Below are 21,929 nucleotides of genomic sequence, written 5' to 3' on the forward strand. Positions count from 1 at the left end.
CGGGTGAACCCGCTCCCACGGGTACCTCACTGCTCTTGAGGCGTGCGATATCCCTGTGGGAGCGGGTTCACCCGCGAAGAGGCCGGTACGGTCAACCTGTATAGTGCTGATCCAGCTCGATCGCCTTGTCCAGCGCCTCCAGCAGCTCTTTGCGCACCTTCAGCTTGGTGTGCTTGTGCGCCAGCATGTTCAGCTTCTTCAGCTCCCGCGCTTTCTCCAGTGCTGCATCCTGCAACTGCTCGGCCGGCACCACCTTGTCGAGGAAGCCGGCATCCACCGCGCCCTGCGGGTCAAAAACCTCGGCATTGATCACCGAGCGGTGGAAGGCCGAGCGGCGCAGGCGGTCGCGGGCCAGTTCGATGCCGGCATGGTGCATGGTCATGCCGATCTGCACTTCGTTCAGGCACACCTTGTACGGCCCTTCGACGCCAATGCGATAGTCGCCCGACAGCAGCAGGAAGGCGCCCTTGGCCACGGCGTTGCCCGGGCAGGCGACCACTACCGGGAACGGGTGCGACAGCAGGCGGCGGGCGAGGGTGGAGCCGGCGGTGACCAGGCTGATCGCCTCCTTGGGGCCGCTGGTCATCACCTTGAGGTCGTAGCCGCCAGACAGGATACCGGGCTGCCCGGTGATGATCACCACCGCGCGCTCTTCGGTGGCGCGGTCGAGCGCGGCGTTGAAGGCGGCAATGACGTCTGGCGAGATGGCGTTGACCTTGCCGTTGTTCAGGGTCAGGGTGACGATGCCGTCTTCGGCGTGGTAGGTAATCAGCTCGCTCATGGCAGAGTCCTTTTGTTGGCGTGGCGACGACGTTACCCAGCGCCAGGGGCGAGGTAAAGCAGTAAGGCTGACTGGTCGGTCAGCGTTCGCCGGGGCTCAAATGCAAATGCATGAAAAAATTGAAAAAAATGCTTGCCAAAGGGAAGGTCTTTCACTAAATTAGCGCACCTCGACAGGCTGCAAGGCTTGAAGAGAAACGGTGAAGTGTCCGAGTGGTCGAAGGAGCACGCCTGGAAAGTGTGTATACGAGAAATCGTATCAAGGGTTCAAATCCCTTCTTCACCGCCACATTCTACGAAGAGCCCCCGAGCTGAAAAGCCGGGGGCTTTTTGTTTTTGGGCCTTTGGGGGCCGCTTTGCGGCCCTTTCGCGACACAAGGCCGCTCCTACAGGGACCGCGTACGCCTGTAGGAGCGGCCTTGTGTCGCGAAGGGGCGCAACGCGCCCCCAAAATTCTAGAAGCTGACCGAAGCCGAAAGCCGAGCCGTCCGCGGCGCCCCCTGGAACAGGTAGTTATCCCCCAGGTAATCCCCCACATCACGCCAATAACGCTTGTCGAACACGTTATCCACAGTCAGCCGCAGCACCGTGTCATACCCCCCGATGCGCGTACGGTAGCGGCTACCCACATCGAACACCGTATACCCACCAACTTCCACATTCCCCGCCTGGCTCGCATATTTGCTGGCGCTGTAGCGCGCCCCACCCAGCAGTGCCAACCCCGGTACCGGCAGGGTGTATTCCGCCTGCAACGCCGCCCGGAACCTGGGCACGTTGATCGCCTGGTGGCCCTCATAGGCATCGGTATCGCTGTTCTGCACCCGCGCCCGAATCGCCGCAGCGCTGGCCTGTACCTGCAGGTTCGAGGTCACCCAGCCGCTGGCGCCCAGTTCCAGGCCGGTGTTCTTCTGCTGGCCTTGTTGGACATAGGTAAAAGTGCCGGCTCCGTCCGGGCGCGCGTATTGGTATGCCTGGCGTATCTGGAACAGTGCGGCGCTGAAGCTCAGGCCTTGCCAGTCGTGCTTTAGGCCCAGTTCCAGCTGGTGCGAGGTCGTTGGCGCGAGGATTTCGAAGCTGTTCTCGGCGAACCAGGGTGCAGTACCGCCTGCCGACAGGCCTTTGGAATAGCTGGCATATACCGTGGTATCCGGCTGCGGCTTGTAGATGAGCGCGGCGTTGGGCAGCAGTTCGTACTGCCGGGTATGGCGGCCGGCAACGCCGTCCTCATTCCAGGTTTTCTCGTCCAGGCGTACTTCCCGGGCACCCAGTATGGTCTGCCATTGCTCGTTGAAGCTGATGCGGTCGCTCACGAACAGCCCGTACTGGCGGCTGTCCAGGCGACGTTCGCTAGACCTGATGGGCTTGTCGGATGGATCGAAGGCCGGCGCACCGGTGTGGATATTGCCTGTACCTACCCATTCCATATAGCTGGGGCGCTGATCCAGCGTGCGCCGCTGCGCACTGGTGCCCACGGTCAACTCATGCCCCACGCCCAGCGCATCGAAACGCCCGTTGAGCATGGCCTGCGCCTCATCGGTACGGCGGGTGTCGTCCGGGCTGCGGAAGTCGTAGATGTCGTAGTCGCCGTTGCTGCCGAAGAACGCGCCTTCGCTCGAGCCCCAGGCAAACGAGCTGTAGTCATCAATCACCACCTTGCTGCGCGAGGCACTCAAAGTCCCGGTCCAGGCTTCGTTGAAACGGTACTCGAAGCGCCCGCCCAGGTTCAGCGAATCGTTCTGCACCGGCTTGGCCCAGTGCTGGTAGGCCAGGCGGTCGTCCGGGTCGATGCCATGAGGTACTTCGCTGCCACCGAGCAACTGGTAACCCGGCACCGAGCGTTGTTCACGGTGCTGGTATTCGGCATCCAGCTGCAGGGTGGCATCCGGGTTGATCTGCCAGTCGAAGGCCAGCGAGGCGAAGTCGCGCTTGCCGTCGGCGTGGTCGACGTAGGAGCGGATGTCTTCATGAGCCAGGTTGGCCCGCAGGCCGAACTGTCGCTCGCTGCCGAACCAGCCGCCCAGGTCGGTGGCCAGGTAGCGTTCGCCTTGTTCGTTGGTCGACACCGTGACGCTGCGCACGTCTTCGGCGCGCTTGGTCACGTAGTTGATCAGGCCGCCCGGCTCCGATACGCCGCTCTGCAGCCCGGACAGGCCCTTGAGCAGCTCCACCTGCTGCTTGTTTTCCAGGGCCACGTTCTGCTCGCCGGCGATAGTCTGGCCATTGATTCGGTAGCTGCTGGCGGCATTCAGCTCGAAGCCGCGCACGTTGAAGTTTTCGTAGTAGCCGATGGGGGCGTAGCTTTCGCCCACCGAGGCGTCGCTTTGCAGCACTTCGCTGAGCTGGCGTACCTGGCGGTCTTCCAGCAGTTGCTGGCCGAATACGCTGATCGAGGCCGGGGTGTCGAGCAAGGGGGCGGGCTGGAAGCCGCCTACTGCTGCCTGGCGTACCTGGTAGCCGTCGTGGGTGTAGGTATCGGAGACCTGCAGCGGAGCCAGTAGCACGCTGTCTTCGGCAAGCACATGGGGGCAATGCAGGGCCAGGCCCAGGCTGAGCAGGCTCAGGGGCAGGCGGGGGTGACGCGGGGGCATGCGGTGGGGCTCCTGGATGCGCGACACCTGCGCCGGCCTCTTCGCGGGTGTACCCGCTCCCACATGAACAGCGCTGCCCTTGAGAGTGGCGCAGTTCCTGTAGGAGCGGGTTTACCCGCGAAGAGGCCAGTACAGGCCATGAAAAAAGGCGGCATCTTACAGCCGCCTTCAACATAAAACGATCCGGGCCCTGCGATATCCCGTCAGCCTTTGCTGGCCGGCCGCCTGTGCTGCTTCCAGTTGTCGTCGATCTTCGACCAGGTCTTGCCATCGGTAATGGCCATGAGCTTGCGCCCGTCCTTGAAAGTGGCCAGGAAGGTGGCTTCCTCTTCTTTGCCACCCAGCCACAGCCCGGCCAGCAACCCCACCGGCCCGGCCACCAGGGCCCCGGCCACGCCCCAGCCCAGGGCACTGCCCAGGCTGCGGCTGGATTCCAGGCTGGCCAGCCGCAGGTCGCTGATGCGTGCCAGGGAAATCCGCTCGCCCGGGGAGGGGCTGCGCGGGGTCTTGAGTGTGAGCGATCCATTGCGATACTCGCCTTCACCTTGCAAGAAATCGCCGGATTGCACCGTGAGTCTTGTCATAACGTTGTCCTGTCAGGGAAAGGGCATTGACCAGCGCCTACTGAGCGCTGACCCGGCAGGCAAGTCAACGGCCATGCGACGGAGGGTCGTGCGGTGCATTGTCGCTCAGGTCAATGGGCTTCAGGCGATCTGCAAAGCGTTCTTGCGCTTGCGCTCGGCCAAACCCCACGCCAGCAACGCCAGCCCGCCAATCACCAACCCGGCCAGCACAATCCCCATCCAGCCCTGGCGTTGGAACAGCTGCGTGCCCAGCAGCGATCCCAAGGCCCCGCCAATGAAGTAGCAGGTGATATACCCGGCATTCAGCCGCGTGCGCGCCTCGGGTCGCAGGGCAATTACCGCATTCTGGTTGCTCACGTGCACCAGTTGCACTGCCAGGTCGAGCATCAGTACGCCCAGCAGCAACGCCAGCAACGACTGCTCGGCGAAGCCCAGCGGCACCCACGACAGCAGCAATACCACCAGGCCCACGGTGGTGCCCAGCGAACCCTTGCCACGGTCGGCCAGGCGCCCCGCCCAATTGGCCGACAGTGCACCCGCTGCACCGGCCAGGCCGAACAGGCCTATCACCGCGTCCGAATAGTGATACGGGCCTTTCGCCAGCAGGAACGCCAGTGGCGTCCAGAACAGGGCGAACAGGCTGAAAGCCAGCAGGCCGAGCAGAGAGCGCAGGCGCAGCACCGGTTCTTCGACGAACAGGCGGAACACCGAGCCGATCAGCGCTGGGTACTTCAGCCCGGCATGGCTGTGGTGTTGTGGCAGGCTGCGGTACAGCGCCACGGCGGTGATGGCCATCAGCACCGCGGCCAGCACGTAGATGCTGCGCCAGCCACCCAGTTCGGCCATGAACCCGGCGGCGGTGCGCGCCAGCAGGATGCCCAGCAGCAATCCGCTCATCAAGGTGCCGACCGCCCGCCCGCGCTGGTGTGGCTCGCTGAGGGTCGCGGCCATGGGCACGAGGATCTGCGCCACCACCGAGAACAGCCCGGTCAGCGCGGTGCCAAGTATCAGCCAGGGAAGGCTCGGTGCGCAGGCGCTGATGACCAGGCCAAGGGTGGAAATGGCAGTCATCACGGTGATCAGCCGGCGCTGCTCGAACAGGTCGCCCAGCGGCGCCAGCAGCAACAGGCCGGCGCCGTAGCTCAGTTGCGCGGCAATGACGATGCTGCCGGCACTGGCAGTGCTCAGGCCGAACTGCTGGGCGATGCTGTGCAGTAGCGGTTGCGCATAGTAGTTGCTGGCCACGGCCAGGCCGGTGGCAGTGGCCATCAGCAGAATCAGGGCACGGCTGAGCGTGGGGGTATTCATGGGGTTCTCGTGGCGGGCAGGAGTAAAGGGGGGATTATCGGAAAGTGTCGGGCACTACATCAACGCATTGTGCGGCAGAGCAGAGCGGGGGGCTGGAGGTCGGGGATCGGTTAAGCCTGTGCTGGCCTCTTCGCGGGTAAACCCGCTCCCACAGGTACACCACTGGGCTCGGGGCCTGTGATATCCCTGTGGGAGCGGGTTTACCCGCGAAGAGGCCGGAACAGGCAACCCTTCAATCAGGCAGCAAACCCGCCATCGACCGTCAGGCTGGCCCCTGTGACATACCCCGCCTCAGGCCCCGCCAGGTAAGCCACGAAGCTGGCAATCTCATCCGCCTCGCCATAGCGCCCGATCGCCATCAGCGGGATCAAACTGTCAGCGAACTCGCCGCTGGCCGGGTTCATGTCGGTGTCCACCGGCCCTGGCTGCACGTTGTTCACGGTAATGCCTTTCGGCCCCAGGTCCCGGGCCATGCCGCGAGTCAGGCCGACCAGCGCCGATTTGCTCATGGCATAAGGGGCGCCACCGGCAAACGGCATGCGCTCGGCATTGGTGCTGCCAATGTTGATGATGCGCCCGCCTTGGCCCATGTAGCGTGCCGCGGCCTGGCTGGCGACGAATACGCTGCGCACGTTCACCGCCAGCATGTGGTCGAAGTCGGCCAGGTCGAATTCGGTCACCGGCGCTACCGCCAGCACACCGGCGTTGTTGACCAGGATATCCAGCCGGCCGAAGGCTTTCACGGTGTCATCCACGGCCAGTTGCACGGCCGCCGCGTCGGCGCTGTCGGCCCGCATGGCCAGGGCCTTGCCGCCGTTTTCGGTAATTTCCTTGGCCAGTGCCTGCGCCGGGGCGGCGGAGCTGACATAGGTGAAGGCCACTTGTGCGCCTTCGCGGGCCAGGCGTCGCACGATGGCTGCACCAATGCCGCGGGAACCACCCTGTACCAGGGCCACCTTGCCTTCGAGTGAGTGTTGCTTGGACATGTTGATCTCCTGCTGGAAGCCAGGCCGGAATGCCTTGGATGGGCGCAGTATCGGCGCTTGATTACCTGCTGATAAGATGGCAATCACTATCAGCAGAGTAAACCTTTGGTTGCCAATCATGGCCATGGAATCATTCAACGCGTTGGAATGCTTCATCCGCAGTGCCGAAGTCGGCAGCTTTGCCGAAGCCGCCAGGCGCCTCAGCATTACCCCGGCTGCCGTGGGCAAGCATGTTGCCCAGTTGGAAGCACGCCTGGGGGTGCGGTTGTTCCAGCGTAGTACCCGCAAGCTGACCCTGACCGAGGCAGGGCAGCGATTTCTGGGGGAGGTCAGTGACAGCTTCCGCACCATCCAGTACGCCGTGGCCAACCTGGCCAGCAGCGAAGGCCAGCCGGCCGGGTTGTTGCGGGTGAGCATGGGTACGGTTTTTGGGCGCTTGTATGTGTTGCCATTGCTGGGTGAGTTCCTGCGTCGCTACCCGGCCATTACTCCGGACTGGCATTTCGACAACCGCCAGGTCGACCTGATTGGCCAGGGCTTCGATGCGGCGATTGGCGGAGGTTTCGAGCTGCCGCCGGGGGTGGTGGCGCGCAAGCTGACCCCGGCGCACCGGGTGCTGGTGGCGGCGCCGGCGTACCTGGGGCAGCACGCGCCGATTGACGACCCGCAGGTGTTGCAACGGCATGACGGTATCCTGATCCGCTCGCCGCAGACCGGGCGGGTGCGGTCATGGCCGTTGACCAGCCGTTGGCAGGTGCAGCAGCCATTGCAGTTGCGCCAGACGATGACCATGAGCGATTCGGATGCGGCTTGCGCGGTGGCCGAGCAGGGCTTGGGGATTGCCCTTGTGAGCCTGCCGTTTGCCGTGCCGTACCTGGAAGGCGGGCGGCTGCGGCGGGTGCTGCCGGACTGGTATGTGGACGATGGGCATATCAGCCTGTATTTCGCCGAGCACAAGCTGTTGCCGGGCAAGACCCGGGCGTTTGTCGATTTTGTGGTGGAGCAGTTCGAGGAGCAGGGGCTGGCGCGGCGGTTCGATGCCTTGCAAACCCTTTAGAAGTGTATTGCCTGTAGCGGCCCTATCGCCGGCAAGCCAGCTCCCACAGGTACCCCGCAGTATTTGGGCTTGTGGTAATCCTGTGGGAGCTGGCTTGCCGGCGATAGGGCCGGTTCAGACAACATCAACAATGAACAATGCCTGTGCCCCCAGGTTTACCTCATCATCAACCTTCTTGCCGACCAGTTGTTGCCCCAGCGGCGAGCGCGGGGTAATCACCGTCACCAGCCCATCCCCCTCGCCAATCTTCAACCCCGCCGCCTCGGGCCCGAGGAACAGTCGGCGCTGCCCGCCATCTTCATCTTCCAGCGTCACCAGGTTGCTCACCTGCACCCCGCGTGCCGGGTCGTAATCGCGCAGCAGCAGTTGCTGGTAGGTCAGCAGCGCCTTGCGGATCTCGGCGCTGCGGCGGGCCTGGCCGGTGGCCAGGTACGAGGCCTCCAGGCCCAGGGTGTCGTACTTGTTCTCGGCGATGTTCTCTTCGGCAGTGGCGGCTTCGTACGCAGTTTGCGCCGCGCGGGTCAGCACATCCAGGTCATGTTCGAGGGTGGCGACGATCTGGGCCAGCAGGCTGGGCTTGTCCATGGTCAGTAACAGAACTCCAGCACGTTGGCCTGGCTTTTGTCGGTGGGCGCGGTGCGGTTCTGCTGCAGCCAGAACTGGCACTTGGGGCTGTTGAGGTTGCGCGGGTTGCCCTGGGCGGCCTCGGCGGCCTGTTGCAGCTCCTGCTTGTGCAGGATGTCCTTGTAGCGTTCGAACATTTCCGCCTGGGCATCCGCCGCAGGGGCTGGCGCTGGCGGCGCGGCAGGCCGGTACGCGGCGGGGGCCACGGCTTGGGCCAGTGGCTGTACCTGCTGTGGCCACAGTTGCAGGGCCAGCCACAGGCTGGCGGCGATCGCCACGGCGCCCAGCCACAGGCCAAAGGCAACGCACACGATCAACGGCAACGGCTTGAGGGTGATTTTCAATTCACGGTGGCGCGCCATGGCAGCCTCCTGGCAGGGTGTTCGGGGTGCATTGTCGCATGCGCTTGGGCATTTTTCCGCGCAGGTGCTTTTGTCAGCGACAATTTATACGCAGAATGCGCGGTTTTTCCGCTGGGCGAGGGCAGGGCACATGAAAGCCACTTGGGACATCTTCTGCAGCGTCGTCGACAACTACGGCGATATAGGCGTGACCTGGCGCCTGGCCCGGCAGCTGGTGGCCGAGCACGGCCTGGCTGTGCGCCTGTGGGTGGATGACCTCAATGCATTCACGCCCATGTGCCCCGGGGCCGATGCCACCGCCCCGCAGCAGTGGCAGCACGGTGTGGATGTGCGCCAATGGCCGGTAGCCTGGTTGCCGGTGGCGCCGGCTGATGTGGTAATCGGTGCCTTCGCCTGCCAATTGCCAGCAGCCTATGTGGAGGCAATGCGTGCTCGTGTCACGCCGCCGCTGTGGCTGAACCTCGAATACCTCAGTGCCGAGGACTGGGTGGAAGGTTGCCATGGCTTGCCTTCGCCGCAGCCCAATGGCTTGCGCAAGGTATTTTTCTTTCCGGGCTTCACCAAAAAAACCGGTGGCCTGCTGCGCGAGGGCTCGCTGCTGGCGCGGCGTGATGCGTTCCAGCAAGGCGCACGGCAGGCCTTCTTGCACGGGCTTGGCGTAAACCCTGAAGCGGGGGCGTTGCTGATTTCCCTGTTCGCCTACGAAAACCCGCAATTGGGCAACTGGCTTGAGGCCCTGGCCTCAGGCGAGCAACCTTGCCACCTGCTGGTGCCGCAAGGGCGCGTTGTCGCGGGGCTCGGCCAGTGGCTTGGCGAGGCTTCACTGCAAGTGGGCAGCGTGCGCAAGCGCGGGGCGCTGACCCTGCAGGTGCTACCTTTCGTCAGCCAGGACGACTACGACCGGTTGCTGTGGAGCTGTGATTTCAATGCCGTGCGCGGCGAAGACTCGTTCGTGCGCGCGCAGTGGGCCGGGCAGCCGATGCTGTGGCACATTTACGTGCAGGACGAGAATGCCCATTGGGAAAAGCTCGAAGCGTTTCTCGCGCATTATCGACAGGGGTTGTCAGGCGATGCCGATGCCGCCCTGCTTGGCCTGTGGCGTGCCTGGAACATGGACCGCGACATGGGCCAGGCCTGGCAGGCAGCCCGTCAGCACTGGCCGGAACTGCAGCAGCATGCCCGGCTTTGGGCGGCGCGACAGGCCGCTCAGCCGGACCTTGCCACAGCGCTAGTACACTTTTACCGAAATTCGCTATGATACGCGGCCTCGATTTTTATAAATCCATCCAGATTCGGATACTTCGTAATGAAAACTGGTAAAGAACTGAAACCCGGTACCGTCCTGCGGATCGACAACGACCCGTGGCTGGTTCAAAAAGCTGAGTTCACCAAGTCGGGCCGTAACAGCGCGATCATGAAGACCAAGCTGAAGAACCTGCTGACCGGCTACAAGACCGAAACCGTCTACGGTGCAGACGACAAGCTGGACGACGTGATCCTGGATCGCAAAGAAGCGACCCTGTCGTTCATCAACGGTGACGAATACACCTTCATGGACACCACCGACTACACCATGTACGAACTGAACGCCGAGGACATCGAAGCCGTTCTGCCGTACATCGAAGAAGGCATGGAAGACGTCTGCGAAGCCGTGTTCTTCGAAGGCCGCCTGGTATCGGTTGAACTGCCGACCACCATCAGCCGCCAGGTTGTCTACACCGAGAACGCTGCACGCGGCGACACCTCGGGCAAGGTCATGAAGCCTGCCAAGCTGAAGAACGGTACCGAGATCTCGGTTGCCGACTTCATCCAGATCGACGAGTGGATCGATATCGACACTCGCGACAACAGCTTCAAAGGCCGTTCCAAGAAGTAATCCTTCTTGTGAAACGCAAAAAACCCGGCCTAGGCCGGGTTTTTTGTGCCTGCGATTCCTGCAGATCTCGATGCGTGCTCTTGCTCTTGCTTTTGTGGGAGCGGCCTTGTGTCGCGAAAGGGCCGCAAAGCGGCCCCGGCAATATCAAGGTGTACCCGAGATTCCGGGGCCGCTTCGCGCCCCATCGCGACGCAAGGCCGCTCCCACAGCCTTACACGGTCACGTGCAGGCGCACATCCACATTGCCGCGGGTGGCGTTGGAGTACGGGCACACCTTGTGCGCCTTTTCCACCAGCCCTTCGGCATCGGCCTGGGCCAGGCCCGGCAGGTTGATGTGCAGGTCGATGTCCAGGCCGAAACCACCTGGAATCTGGCCAATGCCCACTTTCGCGGTGATCGAGGCGTCCGCCGGCAGGGCTTTTTTCTCCTGCCCGGCCACGAACTTCAGGGCACCGATGAAGCATGCCGAGTAACCGGCGGCGAACATCTGCTCGGGGTTGGTGCCGTCACCGCCTGCGCCGCCCAGTTCCTTGGGGGTGCTCAGGCTGACTACCAGCTTGCCGTCACTGGAGCGGGATTTGCCGTCGCGCCCACCGGTGGAGGTAGCTTCTGCGATGTACAGCGGAGTGACCTTTTGCATCTTGAGCCTCGCTAATGTGCTGTGCGCTCCCCGTCTGGAGGAGGGCGCGGGTTGGTGTGGGATTTAAATTAGCGCGCAATTAGTTAGTGCGCAAGATAAATCATCACCGTTCATCTGAACGGCCATCGCACAGCATACCTGTCAGAGGGTTTTCTGCAGGTTCTCGCGCAGCGCCAGCAGGTCGGCCTGCAGTTGTTGCAGCTGTTCCAGGCTGCGCCCGCTGGCCTTGAGGATGCACTGCGGCACTTCTTTGGCCTGCTGCTGCAAGGCGCGGCCCTTGTCGGTCAGCTGCACCAGTACCACCCGTTCGTCCTCGCGGCTGCGGTTGCGCTGCAGCAGGCCTTCGCTCTCCAGACGCTTGAGCAGCGGTGTCAGCGAACCGGGGTCGGTGAGCAGGTGCTGGCTGATCTCGCCTACGGTCAGGCCATCGTGCTCCCAGAGCACGAGCATGGCCAGGTACTGCGGGTAAGTCAGGCCCAGGGCCTGCAGCAGCGGTTTGTAGACCTTGGTCATCAGCAACGAGGTGGAGTGCAGGGCGAAACAGACCTGGTTTTCCAGCAGCAGCTCGTCACAGGAGGCTTGGGTGTCGGCGTTCATGCAGGTCCTTGAAGGTAATCAATGGGAAAGTCTGGCACGCGGATCGTTAGTGCGCGCTTTATTCGCGCAGCTCACTGCGCAAGGCCAGGTCCCAGGGTGGAATCGGGCTGAAGCGGCTCTTGAGAAATTCGAGCAGCAAACGGCTGCGAGAGTTCGTTTCATGTTCCAGGCGAAGTGCGTAAATACCGCTGGTTTCCGCTTTGGGCAAGCCACCGTCGCAAAACAACGGTATCAACTCGCCGCGCAGCAGGTATTCGCTGATCAGCCAAGTAGGCAGGTGGGCTATGCCTAAGCCTGCGAGCGCACCGAACAGCAGGGTTTCGGCGTTGTTGGCGGCCATGCGCATGCGTGAGGGGCGGTACAGGCGGGTTTGCCCGGCCACGTTGAAACGCCAGGCGAATGGTGGCGCAAGGCCGTCCCAGTCCAGGCCGTCGTGCCCTGGCAGCTCGCTGGGGCAGCTGGGCATGCCGCGGCTGGCCAGGTAGGCCGGGCTGGCGCAGGCGATGCGCACCATGTAGGCCAATGGCGTGGCGACCAGCCGGGTGTCGGCCAGGGGGCCGGCGCGCAGCACCAGGTCGACCTCGCCCAGGTGGCTGCCATGCAGGTCGACGAAGCTGTCGATCAGGCGCAGTTGCACATCCAGGCCCGGGTAGGCGACCAGGAAATCGGCGATGGCCGGGGCCAGGTGACGGCGGCCGAATGCGGCGGGGGCGTCGATGCGGATCAGGCCTTCGGGGGCATTGCTCAGCGACACCGCTTCAGCGCGGGCCAGGCGCAGTTCCTCGATGATGCGCCTGGCCCGTTCGGCAAAGGCGTTGCCGGCAGGCGTGGCGCGCACGGCGTGGGTGCTGCGGGTGAACAGGCGGCTGCCCACGGCGCTTTCCAGGTTGTCGATGCGGCGGGCCACGGCGGAAGGCGTCAGCGGGTGGCGGCGGGCGGCGGCAGAAAAACTGCCGGTTTCCAGCACATCGAGGAACAGGCTTAGCTGGTCGGTCAGGGTATCGGGGCTCATGGCTGCCTTGCTTTTGCGAAAAACGCATAGCCATTGTGCGCTGCTGTGCGTTTCCCCACCAGCCCGCAATCGATAGCATGCTCGCATTATGTGTACAGGTGGATGAGGCCCCTGATGATCGAGTGGTTGTTGTATATCGTGTTGGGCGCAGCCCTGGGGACCATGGGTGGCCTGTTCGGCATTGGCGGCGGGCTGATCGCGATTCCGGCGCTGGGCGTGCTTTTCGGCCTGGACCAGCAGTTGGCGCAGGGCACTGCGCTGGTGATGGTAGTGCCCAATGTGCTGCTGGCGCTGTGGCGTTATCACCAGCGTAATCGCATCGAGTTGCGCCATGCGGTACCGCTGTCGCTGTGCAGCTTCGGGTTCGCCTGGCTGGGGTCGATCTGGGCGGTCGGGCTGGATGCGTATTCAATGCGCCTGGGCTTCGTCGGCTTCCTGGTGGCCCTGGCGGTGTGGAACGTTGCGCGGATGTTCATGAAGGTAATGCCGCCCAGCGCCGAGTTGCGCTATGCCTGGCCTTGGCTGGGTGTACTGGGCAGCTTTGCCGGGACCATGGGCGGCTTGTTCGGGGTGGGTGGGGCCGTGGTAGCCACGCCGATTCTGACCAGTGTGTTCGGTACCACCCAGGTGGTGGCGCAGGGGCTGTCGCTGGCGCTGGCGGCGCCGAGTACCTTGGTAACCCTGGTGACCTATGGGGTGCACCACAGTGTTGACTGGGGGGTGGGGGTTCCATTGGCGGTGGGCGGCCTGCTGAGTATCAGCTGGGGTGTGAAATTGGCCCATGCGTTGCCGGAGAAGGTGTTGCGGGCGATGTTCTGTGTGTTTCTGGTGGGGTGTGCGGTGATGCTCGGGTTCGAGCTTTGAGATTTTGGGGCCGCTTTGCGGCCCATCGCGACACTAGTTACTTGAACCCTTCGACAATGTAGTCGGCCATGCAATCGGTAATCGGCGAAGGGTTCTGGGTACTGCGCACCAGCATCACATTGGCCACCGGTAACTGCGGCAACCCTTCGTTTTCGCCCAGAATGCGGATATTCCCGCCAATCAGGCTCTGCAACTGTGCGGTCACCGCCAACCCTGCGGTGACGATGGCAAAGATCGCTGCCAGGCTCGGGCTGGTATAGGCGATGCGGTAGTCGATGCCCTGGGCCTCCAGGGCATTGCAGGTCCAGGCCCGGCAGAAGCAGTCGGTGTTGAACAAGGCTACCGGCATGGGGCGTTGCTCCTGCGGGCAGAAGCCTTCCGCGGCGGCCCAGACCAGGCGTTCCTGGCGCAGCAGCTGGCCAATCTCGTTACCCGGCTCACGGGTGACGATGGTCAGGTCCAGGTCCTGGCGCAGCATCAGTTGTTTGGAGGAGTCGCAATGCACCTCCACCTGTACCAGCGGGTAGGCCTGGGCAAAGCTCGACAGGATGGTCGGCAAAAAGCGCATGGCATAGTCGTCCGGCGTGCCGATGCGTACTACCCCGACCATGTGCGGCATGCGCAGGGTGTTGAACACTTCCCCATGCAACTTGAGGATGCGCCGCGCATAGCCGAGCAGCACCTGGCCCTCGGCGGTCAAGCGCACTTGGCGGCCATCGCGCTCGAACAGCTGGCGCTGGAGGATGTCCTCTTCCAGGCGTTTCATCTGCATGCTCACCGCCGACTGGGTGCGGTTGACTACCTCGCCGGCGCGGGTGAAGCCACCCTGCTCGGCGATGGCCACGAACGTGCGCAGTACGTCCGCGTCGAGGCTCTGGTACTGGGACATTGCATCAATCTCCGAGATGCATGGCATCAGAAACATTCGTTGGATTGATCTTATGCCTGGCAGGAGACTGGAGCCATCAACACGGAGGGCTTCACGATGAAAGGTCATGTCAGCAGCATCCAGCAACCTGCCTTTTCCCTGAACCACCTGTGGCATGCCGCCCTGCAGCGCCCTGCGCGATGGCTGCAGCTATACCGCCAGCGCCAGGAACTGGCCAGCCTGAGTGATGCGACCCTGCACGACCTGGGGTTGAGCCGGGCGGATATCCAGCAGGAGGCCGAGCGGCATTTCTGGGATGATCCGTTGCGGAAATAGGCTAAGTTTGTCGGTGGAACCACTGACCTCTTCGCGGGTGAACCCGCTCCCACAGGAACTCCACATTGCCCGAGACCAATGGGATCCCTGTGGGAGCGGGTTCACCCGCGAAAGGGCCGGAACAGACACTACAAGGAGTTCAGGCTTGCCCCTCAAGCTGTCCATCAACCAGGCCCGCCGCCTGGCCCTTTCTGCCCAAGGTTTCGGCAAACAGCCAGAAACGGCGCCGACCCTGCCGGCACTCAAACGCATGCTGCAACGCCTGGGCGTGTTGCAGATCGATTCGGTCAACGCCCTGGTCCGCTCCCACTACCTGCCGCTGTTCTCCCGCCTGGGCAGCTACTCGCCTGCCGCCCTCGACCAGCTCGCCTGGGGCCGTGGTCGCCAACGCCTGTTGTTCGAGTATTGGGGGCACGAAGCCTCGCTGCTGCCGCTGAGCCTGTACCCACTGCTGCGCTGGCGCATGGCCCAGGCCGCCGATGGTCGTGGCATCTATCGCCAGCTCGCGCAGTTTGGCCGTGAACGCCAGGACGTTATCACTCGGGTACTGGCAGCGGTCCGCGAACAGGGCGCCCTTGGCGCGGGCAGCCTGTCCACCCGCGAGGAGCGGGCTGGCCCTTGGTGGGACTGGAGCGAGGAAAAGCACGCGCTGGAATGGCTGTTCGCCGCAGGGGAGGTGACGGTCGCTGGCCGGCGCGGCTTCGAGCGGCTCTACGATGTACCGGAAAAGGTCCTGCCGAGGTCGATCCTCGACCAGCCACTGCCCAGCGAGACCGAGGCGCATCAGGGCTTGATGCTGCACGCCGCCACCGCCCTGGGCGTAGCCACCGAGCGCGACCTGCGCGACTACTTCCGCCTGGACCCGGGGCAGGGCAAAGCGGTACTGGCCGAACTGGTGGCTGATGGCCGCCTGCAAGCGGTCGAGGTGCTGGGTTGGAAGCAGCTTGCCTACTGCGCCGGCGCGCCGCGCATCCCCCGGCGCATCGAGGCCAGCGCGCTGTTGTCGCCGTTCGATTCACTGGTCTGGGAACGCAGCCGTACCGAGCGCTTGTTCGACTTCCGCTACCGCCTGGAAATCTACACCCCGGCGCACAAGCGGGTGTACGGTTACTACGTGCTGCCGTTCCTGTACCGCGAACGCATCGGCGCGCGCGTGGACCTGCGCGCCGAGCGCGCCCAGGGGCAACTGGCAGTGCACGCCGTGCATGTCGAGGCAGCGGGCCTGGACGAAGAGGGTTACCAGGCCTTGGCCGGCAACCTGCTGTGCCTGGCCAGCTGGCTGGGGCTGGAGAAGGTGCAACTGAACTGCCCGCGTACCGAGGGCAGCCAGTTGCGCCAGGCGTTGCTCAGCGCCGCACCTGCTTGAGGGTTTCGGCAATCAGGAACGCCAGCTCCAGCGACTGGTCGGCATTCATCCGCGGGTCGCAGTGGGTGTGATAGCGGTCGGACAGCGCATCCTCGGTGATCGGCCGGGCGCCGCCGATGCATTCGGTGACGTTCTGCCCGGTCATCTCGATGTGGATGCCGCCGGCGTGGCTGCCCTCGGCCTGGTGCACCTGGAAGAACTGCTTCACCTCATCCAGGATCTGCGCAAAATCGCGGGTCTTGTAGCCGCTGCTGGCCTTGATGGTGTTGCCATGCATCGGGTCGGAGCTCCACAGCACCTTGCGCCCTTCGCGTTCGACCGTGCGAATCAGCCCCGGCAGGTGGTCGCCGACTTTGCCGGCACCCATGCGCACGATCAGGTTCAGGCGCCCGGGGTCGTTGGCCGGGTTCAGCGTGTCGATCAGGCGGATCAGTTCTTCGGGGTTCATGCTGGGGCCAACCTTGACCCCGATCGGGTTGTGCACGCCGCGCAGGAACTCCACATGGGCACCGTCCAGCTGGCGGGTGCGGTCGCCGATCCACAGCATGTGCGCCGAGCAGTCGTAGTAGTCGCCGGTCAGGCTGTCCTGGCGCACGAAGGCTTCTTCATAGTTCAGCAGCAGTGCTTCGTGGGCGGTGAAGAAGCTGGTTTCGCGCAGCTGCGGCGCGCTGTCCAGGCCGCAGGCGCGCATGAATGCCAGGGTTTCGTCGATGCGGTTGGCCAGCTGGTGGTACTTGTCGGCCAGCGCCGAATTGGCGATGAAGTCCAGGTTCCACTTGTGCACCTGGTGCAGGTCGGCGAACCCGCCCTGGGCGAAGGCGCGCAGCAGGTTGAGGCTGGCGGTGGCCTGGTGGTAGGCCTGCAGCAGGCGTTCCGGGTCGGGGATGCGGCTTTTCGCGTCGAAGCCGATGCCGTTGACGATGTCGCCACGGTAGGCGGGCAGGGTGATGTCGCCGATGGTTTCATCGCCCGATGAGCGCGGCTTGGCGAACTGCCCGGCCATGCGCCCGACCTTGACCACCGGGCAGCCGGCGGCGAAGGTCATGACAATAGCCATCTGCAGCAGCACCTTGAAGGTGTCGCGGATCTTCGCCGCCGAGAACTCGGCGAAGCTCTCGGCGCAGTCGCCACCCTGCAGCAGGAAGGCGCGGCCTTCGGTGACCTCGGCGAACTGCCGGCGCAGCTCGCGCGCCTCGCCCGCGAACACCAGCGGCGGGTAGCTGGCCAGGGTCTGTTCGACCTTCAGCAGGTGCGCGGCATCGGGGTAGGTCGGTTGCTGCTGGATCGGCAGGGCGCGCCAGCTGTCGGGGCTCCACGGTTGGTTCATCTCGGGCTCGGTCTTGTCGGTTGTAGGCTATGGGCCATGGTAACAGTTGGCGCTGCGCTTGTTGCATCGAGGGTGTTGGCGGACAATGCGCGTTTTTGTGCGGGTAGGTGGTGAGCATGGCGGCGGAACGGGAAGAGCGGCTACTGGCACGGGTGCAGGACGCCTTTGGCGTCATCAGCGTGTATGAAGTCGACGACTACCGCTTTCTGGAATTCGGCGATGCGATCGAGCAGAGCTGCGTGTTCACGGCCGACCCCAGCTGGCTGGAGTACGACTATACCCGCGCCATGCTGGTGGGGGCGCTGTGCCACGAGCAGCCGGAGAGCGCGCTGTTTCTCGGCCTGGGTGCCGGCACGCTGACCCAGGCCTGCATGAAGTTCCTGCCGCTGGACGACATCGAGGCAATCGAACTGCGCCCGGACGTACCGCGCCTGGCCATGGAGTACCTGGGCCTGGACGACGACCCGCGGCTGTATGTACGCATCGGCGATGCGCTGGAGCTGTTGCCCACGGCGGAGAAGGCCGACCTGCTGTTCGTCGACCTGTACACCGACCATGGGCCGGGGGTGGGCCACCTGGCGTGGAACTTCCTGGAGAACTGCCAGCAGCAACTGAACCCGGGTGGTTGGCTGGTGATCAACCAGTGGGCCACCGACGACGGCAAGCCGCTGGGCGCGGCGTTGCTGCGCGGGTTGTACCACCGGCATTACTGGGAGCTGCCGGTGAAGGAGGGCAATGTGATCCTGCTGGTGCCGGCGGACCTGGAGCAGACGCTGGACCTGGATGGGCTGAAAGCCCGGGCCCAGGCGCTGGCGCCGCGCCTGGGGTACAGCCTTGAGGGGCTGATCCGCGAGATTCGGCCGGCTACCTGAGTTGGCTTCTTCGCGGGCACGCCCGCTCCCACAGGAATATCATTGTGCTCAAGGGCGGTGAGTATCCTGTGGGAGCGGGCGTGCTCGCGAATCAGACGACGCGGTATCGCAGGCAGGAATCGTTTCAGCCGCACATTGCTGATGGCCCGACAATGGCCAGGCACCCTGAAAATATTCCTCACGTCTGCGCACGATTTCGGGTATAGTACGCGCCGGTCTTTTAGCGGACCGCAAAATCAGGTGGTGCAAACCCTCCGAGTCCAGCTTCGGCTGCACGTCCGCTAGGCGGACTTTCCCACGTTTTCTTTTTCAATCGTTTTCGCAAATCCCCGCCGCCAAAGCTGCCTGGGTGACCTGTCGGTCTTTCATGGCTTGTGCAGCTTTGGAGCATGGGTCTTTGCGGATGCACCTAGAGGCAGACCCATGACCCAGGAAACCGGCGGCTTCGCCGCTCTCGATCTCAATCCGAATATTGTTGCTGCCGTTCTGGCGACCGGCTACGAAGAGCCGTCCGCCATTCAGCAACAATCGATCCCGATCATCCTCGCCGGTCACGACATGATCGGCCAGGCGCAGACTGGCACCGGCAAGACCGCTGCCTTCGCCCTGCCGATCCTCAACAAGATCGATGTGAGCAAGCGCGAACCGCAAGCCCTGATCCTGGCGCCAACCCGTGAGTTGGCGCTGCAAGTTGCTACAGCTTTCGAAACCTACGCCAAGCAGATGCCGGGCGTGAACGTGGTCGCCGTCTACGGTGGTGCCCCGATGGGCCCACAGTTGCGTGCGATCCGCAACGGCGCGCAAATCGTCGTGGCCACCCCTGGCCGTCTGTGCGACCACCTGCGTCGTGACGAAAAAGTCCTGTCGACCGTGCAGTACCTGGTACTGGACGAAGCCGACGAGATGCTCAAGCTGGGCTTCATGGACGACCTCGAAGTGATCTTCGATGCCATCCCGGCCAGCCGCCAGACCGTGCTGTTCTCCGCCACCTTGCCGTCGTCGATCCGCTCGATCGCCGAACGCCACCTGCGCGAGCCCAAGCACGTCAAGATCCAGAGCAAGACCCAGACCGTTACCGCGATCGAGCAGGCCCACCTGATGGTCCACGCCGACCAGAAGATCCCGGCTGTGCTGCGTCTGCTGGAAGTGGAAGAGTTCGACGCGCTGATCGCCTTCGTGCGTACCAAGCAAGCCACCCTGGACCTGGCCTCCGCGCTGGAAGCCAAGGGTTACAAGGCTGCCGCGCTGAACGGCGACATCGCCCAGAACCAGCGTGAGCGCGTGATCGACTCGCTCAAGGATGGCCGCCTGGACATCGTTGTCGCTACCGACGTCGCTGCCCGTGGCCTGGACGTACCGCGCATCACTCACGTGTTCAACGTCGACATGCCGTACGACCCGGAGTCCTACGTACACCGTATCGGCCGTACCGGCCGTGCTGGTCGCGATGGCCGTGCACTGCTGCTGGTCACCCCGCGTGAGCGCCGCATGCTGCAGGTGATCGAGCGCGTAACCGGGCAGAAAGTTGCCGAAGCCCGCCTGCCGAATGCCCAGGCCGTGCTGGACGCCCGCATCAAGAAGCTGACCTCGAGCCTGGCGCCGCTGGTTGCCGAAGCGGAAGCCACCCACGGCGAACTGTTCGACCGCCTGACCGCCGACCTGGGTTGCAGCGCGCGTGCCCTGGCTGCTGCCCTGCTGCGCAAGGCCACCAATGGCCAGGCGCTGGACCTGGCCGCGGTAGAGCGTGAGCAGCCGCTGGTGCCGAGCTTCGCCCCGCGTGGTGAGCGTACCGAGCGTGGTGAGCGTGGCGAGCGCTCGGAGCGTGGTGACCGCGAGCGCCGTGCGCCGATGCCGCTGGCCGAAGGCCGCGTGCGTTGCCGTACTGCCCTGGGTGCCCGTGACGGCATCGCTGCCAAGAACCTGCTGGGCGCGATCCTCAACGAGGGTGGTCTGGCTCGTGACGCCATCGGCCGCATCCAGGTGCGCGACAGCTTCAGCCTGGTCGAGCTGCCGGAAGATGGCCTGGAGAAGCTGCTGTCCAAGCTCAAGGACACCCGCGTGGCTGGCAAGCAGCTGAAGCTGCGTCGCTACCGCGAGGATTGATCCTGGCGCAATGAAAAAATCCCCGGCTTTGGCTGGGGATTTTTTTTTGCCTGTGCCGGCCTCTTCGCGGGCTTGCCCGCTCCCACAGGTGCATCACAGCTCTCAAGGCCTGTGGAGGACCTGTGGGAGCGGGCAAGCCCGCGAAGAGGCCCTTCAGTCGAACCGATAAATGTCCATCCCCAACGCCCCCAGGGTAAACCCCTGGTGCACCACCCCGAACTTGCCGCCAGCCCCCAGGGCAAAGAACAGCGGCAGGAAATGCTCATCACTGGGATGGTTACGCACCGCAAACGGCGCCTGCTGCCGATAACCCAACAACGCTTCCTGGTCATTCGCCCGCAGCTTTTCCACCACCCAATCCCTGAACGCCAGTGCCCAAGGCTCGATCACATCCGGCCCGGCATGCCAGTCCAGTTCGCCCAGGTTGTGGGTAATGCTGCCCGAACCGATCAACAGCACGCCTTGGTCGCGTAAACCCGCCAGCGCTTGGCCTACCTTGACCTGCAGCGCCGGCCCCATGTGGCTGGGCAGTGAAACCTGCACCACCGGAACACCCGCATCCGGGTACATCAGCGACAGCGGCACCCAGGCACCATGGTCGAACGGCCGCTGCGCGTCCAGCCGGGCTGGCAGCCCGGCAGCCTGCAGCAGTTCACTGACCTGGCCGGCAAGGGTGGCGTCACCCGGTGCCGGGTACTGCACCGCATACAGCGCCGGTGGGAAGCCGTAGAAGTCATGCCAGGTCTCTGGTTGTGCGCTGCCGGTAACCAGCAGTTCGCGGCTTTCCCAGTGCGCCGACACCACCACGATCGCTTTCGGCCGGGGCAGGGCGTTGGCAAGCCCTGCCAGCGCAGGCCCGCTGGCGCCGGGTTGCAGGGCAAGCATGGGAGAACCATGGGAAATGAACAGGCTGGGCAGCATGGCGGGGTCCTGACGGTTAAGATGCAATCATCTTCGATCAACTACAGATCGAAATCCAAACCAACTTTTACCGACAAACCATCTAAAAATCAGGAGTGATCATGGAGCCAGCGTTCTGGCAGCAGCGGTGGGCCGACAACCAGATCGGCTTTCACCAGGCGCAGGTGAACCCCTATCTGCAGAGGTACTGGCCAACGCTTGGCCTGGCGCCGGGCAGCCGCGTGCTGGTGCCGTTGTGCGGCAAGAGCCTGGACCTGGCCTGGCTGGCCGGGCAGGGGTATCGCGTGTTGGGCGTAGAGTTGTCGCGGCAAGCGGTGGAGGCATTCTTCCGTGAGCATGGGCTTGAAGCCGAGGTGCAACAGCGCGGGGTTTTCGAAGTTTGGCGCAGTGGTGACGTTGAGCTCTGGTGTGGGGATTTCTTTGCGTTGAAGGTCGAGGATATTGGCGATTGCGCGGGGCTGTATGACCGGGCGGCGTTGATTGCCTTGCCGCCGCAGATGCGTGTGGCTTACATGCAGCTGTTGTCGGGCTTGCTGCCGGCGGGTTGCCAGGGGTTGGTGGTGACTCTGGATTATGACCAGGCTTTGCTGGACGGACCGCCGTTTTCGGTCGGGGATGAAGAGCTGCGGCAGGGGTTTACCGGGTGGCAGGTGGATGAGCTGGAGGCTGTGGAGGTGATTGAAGAAAGCCCGAAGTTTTCGCAGGCCGGGGTATCGAGTTTGTTGGAGCGGGTGTACCGGGTTAGCCGATGACAGGTGTGTAGCCTGCACCGGCCCTTTCGCGGGTGAACCCGCTCCCACAGGTACTGCACAATCCTCAAGGTGTGTGGTGAACTTGTGGGAGCGGGTTTACCCGCGA

General features: G+C 63.9%; 21 protein-coding genes, 1 tRNA gene and 1 pseudogene. 10 read left to right on the top strand and 13 right to left on the bottom strand.

Features of this window, described 5'->3' with window-relative positions:
- Positions 1–91 precede the first annotated feature (91 nt).
- Entirely contained in the window at positions 92–781 is a 690-nt protein-coding gene (locus NY023_RS07690) for a crotonase/enoyl-CoA hydratase family protein (RefSeq protein WP_013971521.1), read from the bottom strand.
- Between the two features lie 198 nt (positions 782–979).
- Between NY023_RS07690 and NY023_RS07695 the strand changes: the two genes are divergently transcribed.
- A tRNA-Ser gene (locus tag NY023_RS07695) sits at positions 980–1,069 on the top strand.
- Positions 1,070–1,235: 166 nt separating this feature from the next.
- On the opposite strand, the gene NY023_RS07700 is transcribed toward NY023_RS07695, so the two are convergent.
- From NY023_RS07700 to NY023_RS07715, 4 genes are all read right to left on the bottom strand, one after another.
- On the bottom strand, positions 1,236–3,368 hold the full coding sequence (locus NY023_RS07700) for a TonB-dependent siderophore receptor (RefSeq protein WP_024086507.1): 2,133 nt from the start codon (positions 3,366–3,368) through the stop codon (positions 1,236–1,238).
- Between the two features lie 203 nt (positions 3,369–3,571).
- A complete protein-coding gene (locus NY023_RS07705; protein ID WP_015269367.1) occupies positions 3,572–3,952 on the bottom strand; it encodes a hypothetical protein in 381 nt (126 codons plus the stop codon).
- Between the two features lie 120 nt (positions 3,953–4,072).
- Complete coding sequence (locus NY023_RS07710) at positions 4,073–5,260, bottom strand: MFS transporter (RefSeq protein ID WP_013971524.1); 1,188 nt, start codon at positions 5,258–5,260, stop codon at positions 4,073–4,075.
- A gap of 236 nt (positions 5,261–5,496) precedes the next feature.
- Entirely contained in the window at positions 5,497–6,246 is a 750-nt protein-coding gene (locus NY023_RS07715; protein WP_024086508.1) for a 3-oxoacyl-ACP reductase family protein, read from the bottom strand.
- 118 nt (positions 6,247–6,364) lie between these two features.
- Here NY023_RS07715 and NY023_RS07720 point away from each other — a divergent pair, with 118 nt between their 5' ends.
- On the top strand, positions 6,365–7,303 hold the full coding sequence (locus tag NY023_RS07720; protein ID WP_013971526.1) for a LysR family transcriptional regulator: 939 nt from the start codon (positions 6,365–6,367) through the stop codon (positions 7,301–7,303).
- 114 nt (positions 7,304–7,417) lie between these two features.
- Here NY023_RS07720 and NY023_RS07725 read toward each other — a convergent pair whose 3' ends face one another.
- Positions 7,418–7,888: a GreA/GreB family elongation factor gene (locus tag NY023_RS07725; protein ID WP_013971527.1), complete on the bottom strand. Its 471-nt coding sequence runs from the start codon at positions 7,886–7,888 to the stop codon at positions 7,418–7,420.
- Between the two features lie 2 nt (positions 7,889–7,890).
- Positions 7,891–8,289, bottom strand: coding sequence for a hypothetical protein (locus NY023_RS07730; protein ID WP_013971528.1), 399 nt, complete (start codon positions 8,287–8,289; stop codon positions 7,891–7,893).
- 130 nt (positions 8,290–8,419) lie between these two features.
- Between NY023_RS07730 and earP the strand changes: the two genes are divergently transcribed.
- Entirely contained in the window at positions 8,420–9,547 is a 1,128-nt protein-coding gene (earP, locus tag NY023_RS07735; protein WP_013971529.1) for an elongation factor P maturation arginine rhamnosyltransferase EarP, read from the top strand.
- A 48-nt stretch (positions 9,548–9,595) separates the two neighbouring features.
- Entirely contained in the window at positions 9,596–10,165 is a 570-nt protein-coding gene (gene efp / locus NY023_RS07740) for an elongation factor P (RefSeq protein ID WP_013971530.1), read from the top strand.
- Between the two features lie 211 nt (positions 10,166–10,376).
- Here the strand turns inward: efp and NY023_RS07745 are convergent, their stop codons facing one another.
- The 3 genes from NY023_RS07745 to NY023_RS07755 form a co-directional block, all read right to left on the bottom strand.
- A complete protein-coding gene (locus NY023_RS07745; RefSeq protein WP_013971531.1) occupies positions 10,377–10,805 on the bottom strand; it encodes an organic hydroperoxide resistance protein in 429 nt (142 codons plus the stop codon).
- Between the two features lie 141 nt (positions 10,806–10,946).
- On the bottom strand, positions 10,947–11,402 hold the full coding sequence (locus NY023_RS07750) for a MarR family winged helix-turn-helix transcriptional regulator (protein WP_013971532.1): 456 nt from the start codon (positions 11,400–11,402) through the stop codon (positions 10,947–10,949).
- A 58-nt stretch (positions 11,403–11,460) separates the two neighbouring features.
- Positions 11,461–12,414 (bottom strand): LysR family transcriptional regulator, encoded by a 954-nt coding sequence (locus tag NY023_RS07755; protein ID WP_013971533.1) that lies wholly within the window; start codon positions 12,412–12,414, stop codon positions 11,461–11,463.
- A 114-nt stretch (positions 12,415–12,528) separates the two neighbouring features.
- On the opposite strand from NY023_RS07755, the gene NY023_RS07760 reads away from it, so the two are divergent.
- Positions 12,529–13,278: a sulfite exporter TauE/SafE family protein gene (locus NY023_RS07760; protein WP_013971534.1), complete on the top strand. Its 750-nt coding sequence runs from the start codon at positions 12,529–12,531 to the stop codon at positions 13,276–13,278.
- Positions 13,279–13,315: 37 nt separating this feature from the next.
- Here NY023_RS07760 and NY023_RS07765 read toward each other — a convergent pair whose 3' ends face one another.
- Positions 13,316–14,167 (bottom strand): LysR substrate-binding domain-containing protein, encoded by an 852-nt coding sequence (locus NY023_RS07765; protein WP_015269374.1) that lies wholly within the window; start codon positions 14,165–14,167, stop codon positions 13,316–13,318.
- A 96-nt stretch (positions 14,168–14,263) separates the two neighbouring features.
- On the opposite strand from NY023_RS07765, the gene NY023_RS07770 reads away from it, so the two are divergent.
- Together NY023_RS07770 and NY023_RS07775 are read left to right on the top strand one after the other, a co-directional pair.
- On the top strand, positions 14,264–14,482 hold the full coding sequence (locus tag NY023_RS07770; protein WP_013971536.1) for a DUF1127 domain-containing protein: 219 nt from the start codon (positions 14,264–14,266) through the stop codon (positions 14,480–14,482).
- Positions 14,483–14,627: 145 nt separating this feature from the next.
- Positions 14,628–15,848 carry a winged helix-turn-helix domain-containing protein gene (locus NY023_RS07775; protein WP_044046916.1) on the top strand — a complete coding sequence of 407 codons (1,221 nt, stop codon included), beginning with the start codon at positions 14,628–14,630 and terminating at the stop codon, positions 15,846–15,848.
- Here NY023_RS07775 and NY023_RS07780 read toward each other — a convergent pair.
- Positions 15,829–17,175 carry a class II 3-deoxy-7-phosphoheptulonate synthase gene (locus tag NY023_RS07780; protein WP_003247094.1) on the bottom strand — a complete coding sequence of 449 codons (1,347 nt, stop codon included), beginning with the start codon at positions 17,173–17,175 and terminating at the stop codon, positions 15,829–15,831. The two genes, NY023_RS07775 and NY023_RS07780, sit on opposite strands and share 20 nt — an antisense overlap.
- A 116-nt stretch (positions 17,176–17,291) precedes the next feature.
- Between NY023_RS07780 and NY023_RS07785 the strand changes: the two genes are divergently transcribed.
- Both NY023_RS07785 and NY023_RS07790 read left to right on the top strand, forming a co-directional pair.
- Complete coding sequence (locus tag NY023_RS07785; protein ID WP_015269377.1) at positions 17,292–18,047, top strand: spermidine synthase; 756 nt, start codon at positions 17,292–17,294, stop codon at positions 18,045–18,047.
- Between the two features lie 389 nt (positions 18,048–18,436).
- Positions 18,437–20,150 (top strand): annotated as a pseudogene (locus tag NY023_RS07790) (DEAD/DEAH box helicase).
- A gap of 153 nt (positions 20,151–20,303) precedes the next feature.
- On the opposite strand, the gene NY023_RS07795 reads toward NY023_RS07790, so the two are convergent.
- Positions 20,304–21,071 (bottom strand): DODA-type extradiol aromatic ring-opening family dioxygenase, encoded by a 768-nt coding sequence (locus NY023_RS07795; protein WP_013971540.1) that lies wholly within the window; start codon positions 21,069–21,071, stop codon positions 20,304–20,306.
- A gap of 101 nt (positions 21,072–21,172) precedes the next feature.
- Here NY023_RS07795 and NY023_RS07800 point away from each other — a divergent pair, with 101 nt between their 5' ends.
- Complete coding sequence (locus tag NY023_RS07800) at positions 21,173–21,823, top strand: thiopurine S-methyltransferase (RefSeq protein WP_024086512.1); 651 nt, start codon at positions 21,173–21,175, stop codon at positions 21,821–21,823.
- The last annotated feature ends 106 nt before the right edge of the window (positions 21,824–21,929 follow it).

Source organism: Pseudomonas sp. NBB, assembly GCF_032701105.1.
Classification (GTDB): Bacteria; Pseudomonadota; Gammaproteobacteria; order Pseudomonadales; family Pseudomonadaceae; genus Aquipseudomonas; species Aquipseudomonas asiatica.